This is a genomic window from Xanthomonas sp. LF06-19 (assembly GCF_034105425.1).
In the GTDB taxonomy this organism is placed as follows: Bacteria; Pseudomonadota; Gammaproteobacteria; order Xanthomonadales; family Xanthomonadaceae; genus Xanthomonas_A; species Xanthomonas_A sontii.
The window spans coordinates 251,278-269,295 of the sequence record NZ_JAXGGH010000004.1; the positions used below are offsets into that span (position 1 = coordinate 251,278).

The window sequence follows — 18,018 nt, forward strand, 5'->3', positions numbered from 1 at the left end:
CACGATGGATACGCGGCGCGCGATCACCCTCGGCATTCTCGCCGGCGGCCGCGCGCAACGCCTGGGCGGATGCGACAAGGCCTGGCTGCAGCGCGACGGGCAGGTGCAGGTGCAATGGCTGGTGCAGGCGCTGGCGCCTCAGGTCGCCCAAGTGGTGGTCAGCGCCAACCGCAGCTTGCCGCACTATGCCGCCATCGGGCTGCAGGCCGTGCCGGACCGCGTCGCGGCACCGGCCGGGGCGGAACGTTCCTTGGGACCCATCGCCGGGCTGGACGCGCTTGCCGCTGCCTGTGCCACGCCCTGGCTGCTGACCGTGCCGGTCGACATCTGCATGTTGCCGCGTGATCTGCCTGCGATGATGGCCGCAGTCGCAGCCTCTGACGAGTGCGATGGCGCCTGGGTCGAGGATGCCGCCGGCGCGCAGCCGCTGGTGGCGCTGTACCGATTGGCCGCACTGCGCCCGGCGCTGGAGGAGGCCCTGACAGCCGCCCGCTACGCGCCGCGCGCCTTGCAGCAGCGCCTGCGGATGCAGCCGGTGCCGCTGCCGGAAATCTTGCTGGGCAATCTGAACACGCCGCAGGACCTGGCTGCAGCGGGTATCCTGCCGCCACCATGACCGACTATCCCTCCCGGATCGCCTACACCGACGCGCTGGCGATCGTCGCTGCCGCTGCGCGTGCCCGTCCCGTCAACAGCGAGCGCCTTGCAGCGTCGCGCGCCGATGGCCGCATCCTGCTGGAACCGCTGGATGCGCCGATCGACCTGCCGCCGTTCGCCAACAGCGCGATGGATGGCTTCGCGCTGCGCCATGCCGATCTGACCCCGGGGGCGGCGACCGACTTGCGGCTGGCCGGCGAGCAGTTCGCCGGCGCCGATCGGCACCAGGCGCTCGCGCCCGGCGAATGCCTGCGGGTCACGACCGGCGCGCCACTGCCGGCCGGGGCCGATACGGTGGTGATCAAGGAGAACGTGCACGAGCATGACGGCGTAGTGCAGGTCCCCGCCGACATCGCCGTCGGCGCACACGTGCGGTCGCGTGGCGAGGACGTGCGCGCCGGCGAGCGTGTGCTCGAGGCCGGCATGCTGCTGACGCCTTCACGCATCGGCCTGGCCGCGGCCTTGGGCGTGGACCAGTTAATGGTGGCGGCGCGGCCGACCGTGGCGGTGTTCGCCACCGGCGACGAACTGGTCGAGCCGGGCCTGCCGTTGCAGCCGGGGCAGATCTACAACAGCAACCGCGACATGTTGATGGCGCAACTGCGCCTGCTCGGCCTGGCGCCGACCGCGTGGCCGACCCTGCCGGACGATCCGCAGCGCATCCAGACCATGCTCGCCGACGCCGCCTCGGCGTTCGACGTGGTGCTGACCTGCGGCGGCGTCTCTGCCGGCGAGAAGGACTACCTGCCGCGGCTGCTGGCCGAGCACGGCCGCATCCTGTTCTGGAAGGTGCGCATGCGCCCGGGGATGCCGCTGCTGTTCGGCGAGTGGGACCGCGCCCTGTTCCTGGGTCTCCCGGGCAATCCGGTGTCGGTGCTGGCGACCTTTCTGGCGATCGGGCGGCCGTTGCTGGATGCGTTGCAGCGGCGCAGCGAACCGCATCGGGCCTGGCGCGCGCGGCTGGCGGCCGGCTGGGACAAACGCCACGACCGGCTGGAGTTTCTGCGCGGGCGCATGCGCTGCGACGCCCACGGTCAGTTGTGGGCGGAGCCGAATCCCGCGGACGGCTCGCACCGCCTGCGCGGCGCCGCCGACAGCGACGTGCTGCTGCGGCTGGAGGAGGGCGCGCGCCAGTTCCAGGCCGGCGACGTGGTCGAGGTGGTGCCGTACTGAGCCGCGCCGCGGACGGCGGACGCGCGCCCGGTTTGCGCCGATAATGCGCGCATGGGCATTCGAGAACTGACCCCGGCACAGGCGCAGGCGCGGCAGGCGCAGGGCGCGCGCCTGATCGACATCCGCGAGGAGCACGAGCGCGTCACCGGCATGGCCGAGGGCGCGCAGGGCGTGGCCCGCGCGCAGTTGCAGGCCGACCCGGCTGCCTATCTTGGCGCCGAGACCGAGGTGCTGCTGATCTGCCAGAGCGGCAAGCGCTCGCACGACACCGCATTGTTCCTGGAGCAGGCCGGTTACACCCAGGTCGCTTCCGTGCTGGGCGGCACCACGCGCTGGCAGCGCGAAGGCTTGCCGTTGCAGCGACCGACGCTGGAACCGGCGCAGGAAGACTTCTTCGACCGCTATTCGCGGCATCTGCGCCTGCCCGAAGTCGGGGTCGAGGGCCAGCGCCGGCTGCAGGCCGCGCGCGTGCTGCTGGTCGGTGCCGGCGGCCTGGGCTCGCCGGCCGGTTTCTACCTGGCTGCGGCCGGGGTGGGGCACTTGCGTATCGCCGACGACGACGTGGTCGAGCGCAGCAATTTGCAGCGGCAGATCCTGCACGGCGATGCGCGGATCGGCCAGGCCAAGGTGGAGTCGGCCGCGGCGAGCCTGGGCGCGTTGAACCCGGGCGTGCGGGTGGAGGCGGTGCGCGAGCGGGTCACTGCGGACAACGTCGAGCGGCTGCTGCAGGACGTGGACGTGGTGCTGGACGGCTCCGATAACTTCCCCGCGCGCTACCTGCTCAACGATGCCTGCGTGAAGCTGGGCAAGCCGCTGGTGTACGGCGCGGTGCAGCGCTTCGAAGGCCAGGTCAGCGTGTTCGATGCCGGCCGTCGGCGCGGGCAGGCGCCATGCTACCGCTGCCTGTTCCCGGAGCCGCCGCCGCCGGAGTTCGCACCGAACTGTGCCGACGCCGGCGTGCTCGGCGTGCTGCCCGGCATCGTCGGCCTGCTGCAGGCCAACGAGGTCTTGAAGCTGCTGCTCGACATCGGCGAACCCCTGCGCGGCCGCCTGCTGCACTTCGATGCCCTGGCGATGCGCTTCCGCGAAACCCGCCTGTCCGCCGATCCGCAGTGTCCCTTGTGTGCGCCGGAGCGGCCGTTCCCTGGCTATATCGACTACGCGCGGTTCTGTGGGGCTGAGGGTTAGCTGCTACTAGGTGTCCCTGTTCGCAGCGGCACTCGTACCCTCATCCGCCCCTGCGGGGCACCTTCTCCCGGTGGGAGAAGGGAGATGCGGTCTCGATGGCTGAAGCAGCGTCGCGCACGCTCAAGCCCCTCTCCCCGTGGGAGAGGGGTTGGGGTGAGGGTACGGCGCGAAGCGACTCGCGATGCAGGGCAGCGCTGGCTTTCGTTGTACGCAGCGGCACCCGTACCCTCATCCGCCCCTGCGGGGCACCTTCTCCCGGTGGGAGAAGGGAGATGCGGTCTCGATGGCTGAAGCAGCGTCGCGCACGCTCAAGCCCCTCTCCCGTCGGGAGAGGGTTGGGGTGAGGGTGCGGCGCGCAGCGCGCGACCGCTTGCATGTCGCACAAGAAGTTCCTTGCGCGCAGCACGCAGTGCGCCGCGTCTCATGTCGCATCCCGCTCCATGGGGATGCTGCGGCCTTGTGCGTAGAATCAGCGCATGACCAGTGCAGCCGACAGCAGCGAATTGATCAAGGTGGTAGCGCTGCTCGGCGCGGCCGTGGTGGCGGTGCCGGTGTTTCGCAGGCTCGGCCTGGGTTCGGTGCTCGGCTATCTCGCCGCCGGCCTGGCGATCGGGCCGTTCGGCCTGGGCTGGTTCTCCGATCCGCAGGCGATCCTGCACGTCGCCGAATTGGGCGTGGTCATGTTCCTGTTCGTGATCGGCCTGGAAATGCGGCCCTCGCACCTGTGGAGCCTGCGCAAGCAGATCTTCGGCCTGGGTACCGCGCAGATCATCGTCTGCGCGAGCGTGCTGACCGGGGTCGGACTGGCCTTCGGCTTTCCATTGCCGGTGGCTTTCATCGCGGCCTCCGGCTTCGTGCTGACCTCCACCGCGGTGGTGATGCAATTGCTCGGCGAGCGCGGCGACATCGCCTTGCCGGCGGGGCAGAAGATCGTCGCGATCCTGCTGTTCGAAGACCTGTTGATCGTACCGCTGCTGGCGGTAGTGGCGTGGATGGCGCCGGTGCCGGCGGACGCGTCTGCGCCGTCGCGCTGGATCGGCATCGGTATCGGCGCCGCGGCGATCGTCGGCCTGCTGGCGGCGGGGCGCTGGCTGCTCAACCCGCTGTTCCGGCTGCTGGCGGCGGCCAAGGCGCGTGAGGTGATGACCGCGGCCGCCCTGCTGGTGGTGCTGGGCGCGGCGCTGCTGATGCAGCTCGGCGGGCTGTCGATGGCAATGGGCGCGTTCCTGGCCGGCGTGCTGCTGTCCGAATCGACCTTCCGCCACCAGATAGAAGCCGACATCGAACCGTTCCGCGGCATCCTGCTGGGACTGTTCTTCCTCGGTGTCGGCATGGCGCTGAACCTGGCGGTGGTGGCGGCCAACTGGACGCTGATCCTCAGCGGTGTGCTTGCCTTCATGGCCGCCAAGGCCGCGTGCATCTACCTGGTCGCGCGGCTCACCGGCAGCGGCCATGCGCAGGCGCTGGATCGCGGCGTGCTGATGGCGCAGGGCGGCGAGTTCGCCTTCGTGCTGTTTGCCGCCGCCAGCGGTGCCGGCGTCATCGACGCGCAGATCAATGCCAACCTGACCGCCATCGTGGTGCTGTCGATGGCGCTGACGCCGCTGTTCGTGCTGCTGTACCGGCGCTGGGCGCCGGTGGAGGCGCCATCGATGGAAGGCGTGGATGCGGCCGACGGCCTCACCGGCAGCGTGCTGATCATCGGCTTCGGGCGCTTCGGCCAGGTCGCCAGCCAGTCGCTGCTGGCGCGCGATGTGGACGTGACCATCATCGACAACGACATCGAGATGATCCAGAGCGCGGCCAAGTTCGGCTTCAAGATCTACTACGGCGACGGCACCCGCCTGGACGTACTGCACGCCTCCGGCGCGCACAGCGCCCGCGCCATCGCGGTGTGCGTCGACAACCGCGAGGCGGCCAACCGCATCGTCGGGCTGGCCACCACCGAGTTTCCGCAGGCCAAGCTGCTGGTGCGCTCCTACGACCGCGAACACGCGCTGGAGCTGATCGCCGCTGGCGTGGATTACCACATCCGCGAGACCTTCGAATCGGCAGTGGAGTTCGGCCAGGCCGCGCTGATCGAACTGGGCATGGACGAGAGCGAGGCGCGTTCCATCGCCCGCGAGATCCGGCGCCGCGATGCGGAGCGGCTGGAACTGGAGATCGCCGCCGGCGACGTGCGTGCTGGCAGGGGCCTGATGTACGGCAACATCACCCCAGTGGTGCCGACCCCGACTCCGTTCACGCCGCCGCGGCGCGAGAGCCGCACGCTCAATCCGGAAGGCGTGCCGGTCGAGCCCGGCGAGCCGCGTCGCGGCGATTAGCCACGGCAAGGCAGCATTGTGTGCGGTGCCCGTGTGGGAACCGATAGGGACTTGCGACGAGCCCGCCGGATGCACTGTGGGAGGGACTTCAGTCCCGACGCATTGCGCTTTCGGAAGCACGCACCACTTCGCGCGTCGTGGCTGCATGACAGTCGACTCCCGCGTACCTTTCGAGTACCCCGCCCGAGCGATGCCGCCTCAGCGCAAGAACGCCTGCAGCGCCAGCACGTAGCCTGGATCGTCGCTGATGTCGTTGTGGTCGGCCCGTGCGAAGGCGACCACGGTCGGATGCTGCGGCAGGGCCTCGAGCAGGGCGTCGGTGCTGGCCGGCGGCACCACCTGATCGCGGCCGGCGCGCAGGATCAGGAGTGGGCCGCCATAGGCGCGCAAGGCGCGCGCCGAGTCGTAGCGATCGCGCAGCAGCCAGCGCACCGGCGCCCAGGGGTAGTGCGCCTGCGCCGCCGACACCAGGCTATCGAACGGCGTCACCAGCACCAGCTGCGCCACCGCGCGCCGCGCCGCCAACTGGCTGGCCACGCCGCTGCCCAGGCTGCGTCCCAGCACCGCGATCTGTGCCTGTGGTTGCGCGGCGCGCACATGGTCGTACAGCGCCACCGCGTCGCCGACCAGTGCGGTCTCGCTGGGCTTGCCGTCGCTGGCGCCGTAGCCACGGTAGGCGAGCAGGTAGAGGCTGTGGTCGGGCAGGGCGGTCTGCAACTGCGCGCGTGCGAAACGCAGATCCTCGGCATTGCCGCCGAAGTACAGCAGCACCTTGTCGCGACCGGGATTGACCTGCCAGCCGCGCAGCTCCACGTCCGCGCCGCGACGCAGCGCGAAATCGGTCTGCGCCGGTGCCACCCGCGTGCCCTGCGGGAAATACAGCAGGTCGCGCTGGCCCAGGTAGAGCAAGGCACAGACCACCACATAGGCCGCGGCGAGAATGGCCGCCGCGATCGCGGTGTAACGCAGCATCGCTAGCCGTGCTTGCGCTGCGCCTCGGCGAAGGCGGCCAGTTGCTCAGGTGTGGCCTCGGCCTGGTGCTGCGCCTTCCAGTCGGCGAACGGCATGCCGTAGACGCGCTCGCGCGCCTGTTCCTTGCTGAGGTCTTCGCCTTCGGCGGCCGCCGCCTCGCGGTACCAGTCGGCCAGGCAGTTGCGACAGAACCCGGCCAGGATCATCAGGTCGATGTTCTGCACGTCGGGACGGGCCTGATTGAGGTGCTGCAGCAGGCGACGGAAGGCGGCGGCCTCGATGCGGGTGGTGTCGGTCATGGCGGAATCGGGGACAATGGACATCCCCCGACTCTACACCCGCCCGCCCCGATGACCGATTCCGCGCCCGTCTCCTCCGTCCCGGCCCGCATCCTTGACGGGCGGCGCATCGCCGAAGACCTGCTCGACGAGCTCAAGGCGCGGGTCGATGCGCGGCTGGCGGCCGGGCAGCCGCGGCCCGGATTGGCGGTGGTGCTGGTGGGCGGCGATCCGGCCTCGGCGGTGTACGTGCGCAACAAGCGCCGCGCGGCCGAAAAGGTCGGCATCGAGGCGTTCGACTACGACCTGCCGGCGGGCACCAGCGAAGCCGAACTGCTGGCGCTGATCGACCGGCTCAATGCCGACCCCAAGATCCACGGCATCCTGGTGCAGTTGCCGCTGCCGGGCATCCCCGATGCCAGCCGGCTGATCCACCGCATCGATCCGCGCAAGGACGTGGACGGCTTCCATCCGGAGAACGTCGGCCACCTGGCGCTGCGCGAATTCGGCCTGCGCCCGTGCACGCCGCGCGGCATCGTCACCCTGCTGGCGCACACCGACCAGCCGGTGCGCGGACGCAACGCCACCATCGTCGGCGTCAGCAACCATGTCGGCCGGCCGATGGCGCTGGAGCTGCTGATCGCCGGCTGCACGGTCAGTTGCTGCCACAAGTTCACCCCGCCGGAGGTGCTGCAGGCGCGCGTGCGCGACGCCGACATCCTGGTGGTGGCGGTGGGCCGGCCGGGGCTGATCCCGGGCGAGTGGGTCAAGCCCGGTGCGGTGGTGATCGACGTCGGCATCAACCGCCTTGACGACGGCCGCCTGGTCGGCGACGTCGGCTTCGACGCGGCGGCGCAGCGCGCCAGCTGGATCACCCCGGTGCCGGGCGGGGTCGGGCCGATGACCGTGGCCACGCTGATGCAGAACACGATCGAGGCCGCTGAGGCGGCGGGGAGTCGGGATTCGGGATCGGGGATTCGTTGAGGGCAGTGGCCGGGATTGGGGAGTGGGGATTCGGGATTCGTTGAAGGCTGCGCGGGATTGGGGATTCGGGATTCGGGATTCGTTAAAGGCAACAGCAAAAGCGCATGCGCGGCCTTTCCGGTTTGCATGCGGGATCGGCAGGCCGTCGAGATCGCCCTGCTGAAAGAGAGGCAAACGGCACGACCGCGCAGGGCGAGGTCTTGACGAATCCCCACTCCCGACTCCCAAATCCCCGCCCCAATGCGTTAAAATGCCGCGCTTCCCCACACTCGGGTCCGCCGATGCTGCGCATCCAGGCTGAAGCTCTCACCTACGACGACGTCTCGCTCGTCCCCGCCCATTCGACCGTCCTGCCCAAGGACGTCAGCCTGGAAACCCGGCTGACCCGCGACCTGCGCCTGAAACTGCCGATCCTCTCGGCCGCGATGGACACGGTCACCGAGCACCGCCTGGCGGTGGCCATGGCCCAGCTCGGCGGCATCGGCATCATCCACAAGAACCTGACCCCGGCGCAGCAGGCGGCCGAAGTGGCCAAGGTCAAGAAGTTCGAGGCCGGCGTCATCACCGAGCCGTTCACGGTCGGTCCGGAGACCACCATCGGCGAGGTGCTCAAACTCACCCGCGCCCGCAACATCTCCGGCGTGCCGGTGGTCGACGGCAGCGAACTGGTCGGCATCGTCACCAGCCGCGACATGCGCTTCGAGAAGAAGCTCGACGATCCGGTCCGCCACATCATGACCAAGAAGGATCGCCTGGTCACCGTGCGCGAAGGCGCCAGCGACGAGGAAGTGCTGCAGCTGCTGCACCGCCATCGCATCGAGAAGATCCTAGTGGTCAACGACGGCTTCGAGCTGCGCGGCCTGATCACGGTCAAGGACATCCAGAAGAAAACCGACAACCCCAACGCCGCCAAGGACGCCGCCACGCGGCTGCTGGTCGGCGCCGCGGTGGGCGTCGGCGGCGATACCGAGCAGCGCATCGAACTGCTGGCCGCGGCCGGCGTGGACGTGGTCATCGTCGACACCGCGCACGGCCATTCGCAGGGCGTCATCGACCGCGTGGCCTGGGTCAAGAAGACCTACCCGCAGCTGCAGGTGATCGGCGGCAACATCGTCACCGGCGACGCCGCGCTGGCGCTGATGGACGCCGGCGCCGACGCGGTCAAGGTCGGCGTGGGTCCCGGCTCGATCTGCACCACGCGCGTGGTCGCCGGCGTCGGCGTGCCGCAGATCACCGCGATCGACATGGTCGCCGAGGCGCTGCAGGACCGCATCCCGCTGATCGCCGACGGCGGCATCCGCTACTCCGGCGACATCGGCAAGGCGCTGGTCGCCGGCGCCTCCACGGTGATGGTCGGCGGCCTGTTCGCCGGCACCGAGGAAGCCCCGGGCGAGGTCGAACTGTTCCAGGGCCGCAGCTACAAGAGCTACCGCGGCATGGGCAGCCTGGGCGCGATGGAGAAGGGCAGCAAGGACCGCTACTTCCAGGACGCCTCCGACGCCGACAAGCTGGTGCCGGAAGGCATCGAAGGCCGCGTGCCGTACCGCGGTCCGCTCAGCGGCATCATCCACCAGCTGATCGGCGGCCTGCGCGCGACCATGGGTTACGTGGGCTGCGCCACCATCGAGGACATGCGCACCAAGCCCAAGTTCGTCACCATCACCGGTGCCGGCCAGCGCGAAAGCCACGTCCACGACGTGCAGATCACCAAGGAACCGCCGAACTACAGGATGGGCTGACGCCCATCCGGGAATGGGGAATCGGGAGTCGGGAATCGATGAACCAGCGTCTGCACCGCTTTGCCCATTCCCGATTCCCCGTTCCCGATTCCCGGCCCCAATGACCAACATCCACAGCGACAAGATCCTCATCCTCGATTTCGGTGCGCAGTACACGCAGTTGATCGCGCGGCGCATTCGCGAACTGGGCGTGTATTGCGAGATCTGGGCGTGGGACCACGATCCGGCCGAGATCGCCGGCTTCGGGGCGAAAGGCATCATCCTCTCCGGCGGCCCGGAATCGACCACGCTGCCGGGCGCGCCGGCCGCGCCGCAGGAAGTGTTCGACAGCGGCCTGCCGATCTTCGGCATCTGCTACGGCATGCAGACCCTGGCCGCGCAGCTCGGTGGCGCCACCGAAGCGGCGGACCAGCGCGAGTTCGGCCATGCCGAGGTCGAGGTGGTCGCTGCCGATGCGCTGTTCTCCGGGTTGACCGATCACGCAGGCGCGTCGCGTTTGAACGTGTGGATGAGCCACGGCGACCACGTGTCGCAGGTGCCGCCGGGCTTCACCATCACCGCCGTCACCGACCGCATCCCGGTCGCGGCCATGGCCAACGAGGCCAAGCGCTGGTACGGCGTGCAGTTCCATCCGGAAGTCACCCACACCCTGCAGGGCCAGACGCTGCTGCGCCGCTTCGTGGTCGACGTGTGCGGCTGCGCCACGCTGTGGACCGCGGCCAACATCATCGACGACCAGATCGCCCGCGTGCGCGCCCAGGTCGGCGACGACGAAGTGATTCTCGGCCTGTCCGGCGGCGTCGATTCGTCGGTGGTCGCCGCGCTGCTGCACAAGGCGATCGGCGACAAGCTGACCTGCGTGTTCGTCGACACCGGCCTGCTGCGCTGGCAGGAAGGCGACCAGGTGATGGCGATGTTCGCCGAGCACATGGGCGTCAAGGTGATCCGGGTCAACGCCGCCGACCGCTACTTCCAGGCGCTGGCCGGCGTCAGCGATCCGGAAGCCAAGCGCAAGATCATCGGCAACCTGTTCGTGGAGATCTTCGACGAAGAGTCGAACAAGCTCCGCAACGCCAAGTGGCTGGCGCAGGGCACCATCTACCCGGACGTGATCGAGTCGGCCGGCAGCAAGACCGGCAAGGCCCACGTCATCAAGAGCCACCACAACGTCGGCGGCCTGCCCGAGCACATGAAGCTGGGCCTGGTCGAGCCGCTGCGCGAACTGTTCAAGGACGAAGTGCGGCGCCTGGGCGTCGAACTCGGCCTGCCGCGCAGCATGGTCTACCGACACCCGTTCCCCGGGCCCGGCCTGGGCGTGCGCATCCTCGGCGAAGTGAAGCGCGAGTATGCCGAACTGCTGGCCAAGGCCGATGCGATCTTCATCGACGAACTGCGCAAGGCCGACCTGTACGACAAGACCAGCCAGGCCTTCGCCGTGTTCCTGCCTGTGAAGTCGGTCGGCGTGGTCGGCGACGCCCGCGCCTACGAATGGGTGATCGCGCTGCGCGCGGTGGAGACCATCGACTTCATGACCGCGCACTGGGCGCACCTGCCTTATGATTTCCTCGGCACGGTGAGCAACCGCATCATCAACGAACTGCGCGGTGTCTCGCGGGTGGTCTACGACATTTCGGGGAAGCCGCCGGCGACGATCGAGTGGGAGTGAGGTGACCTCCTTCGTGGGCGGCGCTGGCTGATCGGCGCGCCCTGAAGCAGGCTTGGCATTTCGGTCGTGTTCCGGCTCGCCTTCCAGCATCGCGTCCAGCAGGTCGCTGTCCGTCAACTCGGGATGCCGTAGCTTCGGCGAGTGATACGGCGTGCCTTTCTCCCGAAGAACCTCTCGTGCCGTCAGCCCGGATGCGGCGATCGGCTCCACAAGTCGCTTCCGGCTTGGAGGCGTCTTGAGGTATTCGACGACCTGTGGGAGTGCTCCCGCGTGACGGATCAGGGCGAGGTGTTGCGCGAGGTGCCGCATTCCGGGTTGTGGCAGATCACGGCCTTCATGGCGCGGTCTTTGCCGCCTGGCTGGCTTCGACCGCGCCTGCGGCCGCCGCCAGTGCAGCGGCGGCCTGCGTATCCTTGCGCTCGCTGTAGCGGTCGACCATGTAGTCGCTGCGGCCGCGCACCAGATAGGTGAACTTCACCAGTTCCTCCATGACGTCCACCACGCGGTCGTAGTACGCCGATGGTTTCATGCGGCCATTGGCGTCGAACTCCTGCCAGGCCTTGGGCACCGACGACTGATTCGGGATGGTCACCATCCGCATCCAGCGACCAAGCAGGCGCAGCGCGTTGACCACGTTGAAGGATTGCGATCCACCGCAGACCTGCATCACCGCGAGCGTGCGTCCCTGCGTCGGGCGGACGCTGCCTTCCTGCAGGGGCAGCCAGTCGATCTGGTTCTTGAAGACCGACGACACCGCGCCATGACGTTCGGGGCTCACCCAGACCTGGCCTTCCGACCACAGGGAAGCGGCGCGCAGTTCCTGCACCTTCGGATGGTCCGGGCCGACGGCATCGACCATGGGCAGGTCGTGCGGATCGAAAACGCGGGTCTCGGCGCCGAAGTAGTCGAGCAGCCGTTGCGCTTCCAGTGCCAGCTTTCGGCTGTAGGACTCCGGACGCAGCGATCCATACAGGATCAGGATGCGCGGCTTGTGCTCGGCATCGCCGGCGGCCAGGCGCGCGCGATCCGCTGCGGGCGCAAGCGTTGCATCCAGATTGGGAAGGTCCATGATGGATTGCCTGGGTTCATTAATTCCATTATTCTAAAATAATGGAACATTTGACCGCAACCAAGGCCTTGTCGGCACTGGGCCACGAGACCCGTCTGGCCATCTTCCGGCTGCTCGTCCAGGCCGGACCGGCGGGCAAGCTGGCGGGCGAGATCGCCAGCGCGCTGACCCTGCCGGGGCCGACCCTGTCCTTCCACCTGAAGGAGCTGGCTGCTGTCGGAATGATCCGCGCCGAGCAAAGGGGCAGGACGGTCTGCTATCGCGCCGAGTTCGACACGATGACGCGCCTGCTCGATTACCTGACCGAGAACTGCTGCGGCGGCGACGCGCGTTGCGGAGAGGGGCGGACTTGTTGACGCTTGGCATTCGATGCGGAATGGCTGCGACATGAGCGTGGGCGCGGCTCATGTCGTGCCGACGGCGCATCGCCAGGCAGTCGCCAACCGCCGTGTCGTTCTTCTGCACATACCGAGGTGATGTCATGGACGTGGTGATCAGCCTGGCGCAGTTCGATCCGCAGACGGAAGAACTGCTGCAGTCCTCGGGGTTGCCCACCTCCGACCTGATCGCCGGTCACGCGTCGCGACAGTTCCTTGCCGCGCGTCGGGGTGGGTTGCTCGGCACCGTGGCTGTCGAATTCCATGGCGAACATGGCGTGCTGCGTTCGTTGTGCGTCGCGGAGGGGCATCGCGGTGATGGCCTCGGGCGTCGGCTGGTTCGGGAGGCGGAGCGCCTGGCTGTGCAGCGTGAGGTGCTTGCCTTGTATCTGCTGACCACGACGGCGCAGGATGTGTTCACCGCCATGGGCTACGTACAGTGCGACCGGCGGCAGGTGCCGCCGCTGGTCGGGGCGTCGAGCCAGTTCGAACGCCTCTGTCCGTCCAGCGCTGTCTGCATGTCGAAGCGCCTGTGATCCAGGCCTTGCCTCTCATCAACAAAGGAAGCCGGTGACCGTGACAGCGACCGTCGTTTCGGCCAGTCCCGTGCATGCCCAGCGCATCGCGGACATCTACAACCACTACATCGCCAACACGTGCGTCACGTTCGAACTGGATCCCGTGACGTCGGCCGACATGGCCAGGCGCATTGAAGACGTCCAGCGCGTCGGCCTTCCGTGGCTGGTGGCGCTGGTGGGCGACGAAGTCGTTGGATACGCTTACGCCACCCAGTGGAGAGCGAGGAAGGCGTACCAGCGTTCGGTGGAATCCACGATCTACCTGGATGATGGGCATCGTGGGCGAGGGCTGGGCGCTGTCCTGTATGGCGCGCTGCTGGAAACACTGCGACGGCTGGAGTTGCACGTGGTCATCGGCGGTGTCGCTCAGCCGAACGATGCAAGTGTCCGGCTGCACGAGGCGCTGGGGTTCAAGAAGGTCGCGCACTTCGAGCAGGTCGGTTACAAGCTCGGCCGTTGGGTGGATGTCGCTTACTGGCAGTTGCTTCTTCCAGCCGCGCCCCACGAAAACGGGGTCTGACTAGCGACGCTGGTAGACGACGCCCTGAACCAAGACCTGATCTTGCTCCGGCGCCTCGTCGAAACGTCGATGCGCTTCGGCAATGGCGCGTTGATTCTCGTTCGCCCAATGGACCAGCGCCATGACCGGCTTCAATAGCGTGCGTCCAAGGTCGGTCAGTGCGTAATCGACGCGCGGAGGAATTGTCGGATACAGCGTGGGCGTGACCAATCCGTCGCGTTCCAGTCCGCGCAGGGTCAGCGTCAGCATGCGCTGGGAAATGCCGTCGATGCCACGCTTCAATGCGTTGAAGCGCTGCGGGCCGTTCGCCAGCGTGGCGACGATGTAGAGACTCCACTTGTCGCCGATGCGATCCATGATCTGACGCGTCCCCAGGCAGCCACCCGCATCAGGTGCAGGAACGTCGACAGCTGGGTCGATGTGACCAGGTGACATCCGGTCACGCGTGTGCCGGCACGGCGCTGCGCTTGGGCGGCGCATCGCCAGGACACGCCTCCCAGCGCAGATCGCCGGTGTAGCGCGACGCCATCCGGCCCTGGTCGTCCAGCGCGAACAGATGCAGCCAGCGATTGTCGAACAGCGCGCGAACCTGCGGATGGCGTTCGAGGATGTCGGTGATCGCGTCCGTCGGTGCTTCGATCAGCACGGAAAGCCGCAGTGGTTCGTGGATCAGCCGTTCGCCGTCGTGGACCGATTGCCAGGGGAGTCCGCCGCGCAGCAGGCCGCCGTTGCCCTCGACCACGCCGATGCCGCCGGTGACGTTGTGCAGCAGCTTGTTGCCCGCGCCGAAGACCTCGGGTGCGACGGTCGAGCCGTAGTACTGCAGGCTGATCCAGCTGGCGACCACGACCGGTGCGGTCAGGATCAATTCCAGCACACCGAAACCTTCGTCGCGCCGCCAATCGTAGTCGTGCAGGAAGGCGCGTCCTGCCAGGTCGCGTCCGGCCGTGCGCGCGCGCGGCGCGGCGATGAAGGCCTGGCAGCCGGCCAGGGCCCATTCCGGGCGCAGCTCGGCCCAGTCGCGGGCGCGAGGCGCGATGTCCTGGCTGCGCTGCGCGCGTGGCAGGCGCAGCGCGCGCTCGCCGCGCGCCAGCGCGCCGGCGGCGTGCAACCAACGCGCCGCTTGGTCGAGGTCGGCGGCATGCTCGGGCGAAGGATGGTCGGCGCCGTACAGCGTGACCGCATCGGTCGTGGTGTCGTGCAGGGCGCCGACGAACAGCGTGTCGGCGGGAATGGCGATGCCGCGCTCGGCAAGCCCGGCGCGCACCTCGGGGTCGTTGAGCAGTGCGGCGAGCAGCCGCGCGTTCACTTCGCCCGAGTAGCCGCCGCAGGCGCCGCAGTGCAGGGCGCTGGCGTGCGGATTGTTGACCACGTTTGCCCCGTGGCCGGCGATCACGACAAGTCGGGCGAACCCAGTGGTGAGCGACATCGCGGTGAGGATGCGCGTGGCCATGGTCAGCCGCGTGTCGAGGTCGAGCGCCTCGGCCGGGCGCGGCGCGGGATCGTTCGGCGCCGAGCGGCGCGTCAGTCCCAAGCCATCGCGCAGCAGCTTGGCGACGTAGATCGGGCCGGTGGCCTCGACGAAGGCGAACGAGGAAATGGCGGCCAGCTTGAAGCGCCCCCAGGCACGCTTCGCGCGGGCCGTGATCCGCGCGGCGAGGTCCGCCTCGGACATCAATGACGTCGCCGCTCCCGCGCAGGTGTGCACCGCTGGCGTCAGCAGCACCGGAAGGCGTGCCTCGACCACGTCCGAGGCGAACCGGCGATGGCCGATGCCCAGCCCGAAGAAGCCGGCGAATCCGAGGGTCTGGATGCCGGCATCGAGGCTTTCCAGCGCGCGGCGGAACACTTCCGAGCGCACGTCGATGCAGAAGGCCATCTGCAGCTTCATCCGGTCGGGTGTCGCCGTGAGCGGGGCGGGTGCCGCAAGCAGGGCGTCGAGCCGCCGCTGCGCCGCGCGTTCGGCTGCTTCCTGCAGGAGGCTGTCGACGACATCGTCCGGTGTCGCCGCCACCGGCGCGCTGTAGGCGTCGATGGCGCTTCGCCACTGCGGCGCGATCGCCGCGCCGAACTTGCCCAGCAGCGCGGCTTCCCAGCTGATGCGGATGGCGAGCAGGTCGGTGACGCAGGCATCGGTTCCGCCGCTCAACTCCGCTTGCCAGAGCCGATACCGCGCAACCTGGCTCCAGCCGCCCAGCGTGGTCAGCAGACGGTGGAAATAGTCCTCCAGCGCGTCTGGCGCGAGGCCGAGGCGGGCGACGCCCTCGACGATCGCCTCTTCGGCAGTCGCTGGCGCGTCCGCCACCTGCTGCGCGAATCGGGTGAGCCCGGCGATTTCCGGCGTCAGATCGTGCATCGCGACCAGCCGCCACGCGTTGTAGGCGCCGCCGGACTGCCCGGCGACCCACAGCGCCTGGCCCTGATCGAAGTAGCTGGCGGCCCAGTGGCCGATGCGCTCGTCGACGATGCCCGGCCAGTCGATCGCCGAAACGTCGCGGGCCAAGTCGGCGACGGTCGGAATTGCCTGCGGGGCAGGGCGCATGGCATCGGCGGCGAGTTTGAGCGCGGACACGGTCGGCGGACGCAGCGCCGCCGGCGCGGCGTGCCAGGCCGCCTGCAGATCCTCCTCGGCGATCTCGCCGGACTGCAGCCGCTGCGCATACCAGGCGCGCGGCATGGTCGCGGCGATGCCGGCGGCGCGCCGCAGCCGCGCCGCCGCGATCGGCAGCGATTCGCCGGTCTGGCCGAGGAAGGGGTTGACCGCCACGCTCGAGGCGAGCGGCCAAAGCGGGGGAATGGCCCGCGCCGCACGCGCGGCGGCGGCGATGATCAGCTCGTGAGACAAGGACGGTGCGTCGGTGGTGGTCATCAGCATGGGGGTGTCCTGGCGGTGAAGGGGCACGAGGTCTTGCGGACGGACCAGCCGCCGAGCAGACGATCGAGCGTGGCGTTGGCGTACAGGCCATTGGCGAGATGCACGCGCAGTCCGGCAGCGGCCGGGTGCGTCGCCCACAGCGGGAACAGCGCCTGCGCCACCGCCACCAGGCCGAAGCTCAGCACCGCCAGCGCCATCAGCGTCCACTCCAGCCGGCCCGGCGCCGGCGTTGCCGGCAGCACGCCGGCGGTCAGCCATTCGGCTGCACTCTGCAGCGCGAAATAGCCGACTGCGGCGGCACTGGCGTAGAGCGCGGTCCTGCGGGTGAGCGGGCGCGGCGCGGCATCGGCCAGGCCCTGGGCCAGCAGATAGGCCACACCGAAGATCAGGATGGCGCCCAGGGCCAGGGCCTGCGGCGACTTGTGCCCGAAGCCGAAGGCGAACCCGAAGGCGGCGCCGATCCCGACATAGATCGCCAGCGCGATCAGGAAGGCGCGGCACACCGCCGCCCCATCGGGCACGGCGACCAGCCCGGGCCGGCGAATGGACGCCACCTGCTCGACGGCGCCGCCGGAGGCCAGGAAGGCATGGGCCTTGTAGAGCGAGTGCGCGACGATGTGCAGCAGTGCCAGCGGGAACAGCGCCAGCCCGCACTGCAGGATCATGAAACCCATCTGCGCGACCGTGGACCAGGCCAGCGAGGTCTTGACCGCGGGTTGGGTCAGCATCACCAGCGCGCCGAACAGCGCGGTGAACCCGCCCAGCATGGCCAGCACGGCGAGTACGCCGGGGGCCGCCAGCATCAGGTCGGCGAAGCGGATCAGCAGGAAGCCGCCGCCGTTGACCACGCCGGCATGCAGCAGCGCCGACACCGGCGTGGGCGCCTCCATCATCTCGGTAAGCCAGCCATGGGTCGGGAACTGCGCCGATTTCAGTACCGCGGCCAGCGCCAGCAGGGCGGCCGCCGCGGCGAGGGCCCAGCCATGCTTGCCGTTCCGCGCCAGCGTGTTGATGGTGGCGATGTCGGTGGTGCCCAGGCTCTTCCAGACAAGCAGCGTTGCGGAGATCAGGGCGATGGCGCCGATGCTGGAGAACAGGCGCTTCTTGCGCGCGGCGCGCTGCGCCGCGACACGCTGGGGATAGAACAGCAGCAGCCGATTGAGCGCGATGCTGGTCGCGATCCAGGCCACCACGACCTGCACCAGGTTGCCGGCCTGCACCAGCAGCAGCACCGCGGCGAGCGCAACGCACAGCCAGCCGGTGAAATAGCCCTGCCGCGCCTCGCCATCCAGATAGGTGCGGGTGTAGCGCACCACGATCCAGCCGACGAAGGCGACCAGGAGCAGCATCGTGGTGCTCACCGCGTCGAGCCGGACCGACAGGCCGATGCCGCTCCATCCGATCGATGCGCTGCCGCCGGCGCCGCGGGCGATCAGCAGCGCCAGCGAGGCGAAGGCGACGAGCAGTGCGCCGAGCGCGGCGCCTTCCGCAAGGACCGGGACCCCGCGGGGACGTCGGCCACTGCGAACGAAGCCGAACACGGCGGCGAGAAGCAGCAGGAGCGGGGCGGACAGCGGCAGCAGATAGAGCGACAAGGCAATCCCCTTGGATCGAGCGC

At 69.0% G+C, this 18,018-nt stretch carries 16 protein-coding genes and 1 pseudogene; 10 read left to right on the forward strand and 7 right to left on the reverse strand.

Going from position 1 to position 18,018, the window contains the following annotated elements; genetic code table 11:
- Positions 1-4: 4 nt before the first annotated feature.
- The 4 genes from SLW55_RS10360 (at position 5) to SLW55_RS10375 (ending at position 5,342) form a co-directional block, all read left to right on the forward strand.
- A complete protein-coding gene (locus SLW55_RS10360; RefSeq protein WP_320745061.1) occupies positions 5-616 on the forward strand; it encodes an NTP transferase domain-containing protein in 612 nt (203 codons plus the stop codon).
- A complete protein-coding gene (gene glp / locus SLW55_RS10365; protein ID WP_320745063.1) occupies positions 613-1,830 on the forward strand; it encodes a gephyrin-like molybdotransferase Glp in 1,218 nt (405 codons plus the stop codon). Before SLW55_RS10360 ends, glp begins: the two co-directional genes overlap by 4 nt.
- A 51-nt stretch (positions 1,831-1,881) precedes the next feature.
- Positions 1,882-3,018 carry a molybdopterin-synthase adenylyltransferase MoeB gene (gene moeB / locus SLW55_RS10370; protein ID WP_267087200.1) on the forward strand — a complete coding sequence of 379 codons (1,137 nt, stop codon included), beginning with the start codon at positions 1,882-1,884 and terminating at the stop codon, positions 3,016-3,018.
- Between the two features lie 476 nt (positions 3,019-3,494).
- Complete coding sequence (locus SLW55_RS10375) at positions 3,495-5,342, forward strand: monovalent cation:proton antiporter-2 (CPA2) family protein (protein WP_320745064.1); 1,848 nt, start codon at positions 3,495-3,497, stop codon at positions 5,340-5,342.
- Between the two features lie 198 nt (positions 5,343-5,540).
- Here the strand turns inward: SLW55_RS10375 and SLW55_RS10380 are convergent, their stop codons facing one another.
- Together SLW55_RS10380 and SLW55_RS10385 are read right to left on the reverse strand one after the other, a co-directional pair.
- On the reverse strand, positions 5,541-6,314 hold the full coding sequence (locus SLW55_RS10380; protein ID WP_320745066.1) for an alpha/beta fold hydrolase: 774 nt from the start codon (positions 6,312-6,314) through the stop codon (positions 5,541-5,543).
- Between the two features lie 2 nt (positions 6,315-6,316).
- Entirely contained in the window at positions 6,317-6,613 is a 297-nt protein-coding gene (locus SLW55_RS10385) for a DUF1244 domain-containing protein (RefSeq protein ID WP_017908093.1), read from the reverse strand.
- A gap of 51 nt (positions 6,614-6,664) precedes the next feature.
- Between SLW55_RS10385 and folD the strand changes: the two genes are divergently transcribed.
- The 3 genes from folD (at position 6,665) to guaA (ending at position 10,981) form a co-directional block, all read left to right on the forward strand.
- Complete coding sequence (folD, locus tag SLW55_RS10390) at positions 6,665-7,576, forward strand: bifunctional methylenetetrahydrofolate dehydrogenase/methenyltetrahydrofolate cyclohydrolase FolD (protein WP_017917283.1); 912 nt, start codon at positions 6,665-6,667, stop codon at positions 7,574-7,576.
- Between the two features lie 281 nt (positions 7,577-7,857).
- A complete protein-coding gene (gene guaB / locus SLW55_RS10395; protein ID WP_017917282.1) occupies positions 7,858-9,315 on the forward strand; it encodes an IMP dehydrogenase in 1,458 nt (485 codons plus the stop codon).
- Positions 9,316-9,415: 100 nt separating this feature from the next.
- A complete protein-coding gene (guaA, locus tag SLW55_RS10400) occupies positions 9,416-10,981 on the forward strand; it encodes a glutamine-hydrolyzing GMP synthase (RefSeq protein ID WP_010342916.1) in 1,566 nt (521 codons plus the stop codon).
- A gap of 84 nt (positions 10,982-11,065) precedes the next feature.
- On the opposite strand, the pseudogene SLW55_RS20615 reads toward guaA, so the two are convergent.
- Positions 11,066-11,319, reverse strand: a pseudogene (locus tag SLW55_RS20615) (ArsC/Spx/MgsR family protein); the annotation flags it as partial.
- On the reverse strand, positions 11,316-12,050 hold the full coding sequence (gene arsH, locus SLW55_RS10405; RefSeq protein WP_017914550.1) for an arsenical resistance protein ArsH: 735 nt from the start codon (positions 12,048-12,050) through the stop codon (positions 11,316-11,318). The gene arsH and the pseudogene SLW55_RS20615, both read right to left, overlap by 4 nt.
- 41 nt (positions 12,051-12,091) lie before the next feature.
- On the opposite strand from arsH, the gene SLW55_RS10410 reads away from it, so the two are divergent.
- The 3 genes from SLW55_RS10410 (at position 12,092) to SLW55_RS10420 (ending at position 13,525) form a co-directional block, all read left to right on the forward strand.
- Positions 12,092-12,406 (forward strand): metalloregulator ArsR/SmtB family transcription factor, encoded by a 315-nt coding sequence (locus tag SLW55_RS10410; RefSeq protein WP_017908089.1) that lies wholly within the window; start codon positions 12,092-12,094, stop codon positions 12,404-12,406.
- A gap of 125 nt (positions 12,407-12,531) precedes the next feature.
- Positions 12,532-12,963 carry an arsenic resistance N-acetyltransferase ArsN2 gene (arsN2, locus tag SLW55_RS10415; RefSeq protein ID WP_320745069.1) on the forward strand — a complete coding sequence of 144 codons (432 nt, stop codon included), beginning with the start codon at positions 12,532-12,534 and terminating at the stop codon, positions 12,961-12,963.
- Between the two features lie 40 nt (positions 12,964-13,003).
- Positions 13,004-13,525: an arsinothricin resistance N-acetyltransferase ArsN1 family B gene (locus tag SLW55_RS10420; RefSeq protein WP_043095100.1), complete on the forward strand. Its 522-nt coding sequence runs from the start codon at positions 13,004-13,006 to the stop codon at positions 13,523-13,525.
- Here the strand turns inward: SLW55_RS10420 and SLW55_RS10425 are convergent, their stop codons facing one another.
- From SLW55_RS10425 to SLW55_RS10435, 3 genes are all read right to left on the reverse strand, one after another.
- Positions 13,526-13,882 (reverse strand): helix-turn-helix domain-containing protein, encoded by a 357-nt coding sequence (locus SLW55_RS10425; protein WP_320745071.1) that lies wholly within the window; start codon positions 13,880-13,882, stop codon positions 13,526-13,528.
- An 82-nt stretch (positions 13,883-13,964) separates the two neighbouring features.
- Positions 13,965-16,400: a DUF2309 domain-containing protein gene (locus SLW55_RS10430; RefSeq protein WP_320745127.1), complete on the reverse strand. Its 2,436-nt coding sequence runs from the start codon at positions 16,398-16,400 to the stop codon at positions 13,965-13,967.
- A complete protein-coding gene (locus SLW55_RS10435) occupies positions 16,394-17,995 on the reverse strand; it encodes a proton-conducting transporter membrane subunit (protein ID WP_320745072.1) in 1,602 nt (533 codons plus the stop codon). The genes SLW55_RS10430 and SLW55_RS10435 overlap by 7 nt, the downstream gene beginning before the upstream one ends.
- Between the last annotated feature and the right edge of the window lie 23 nt (positions 17,996-18,018).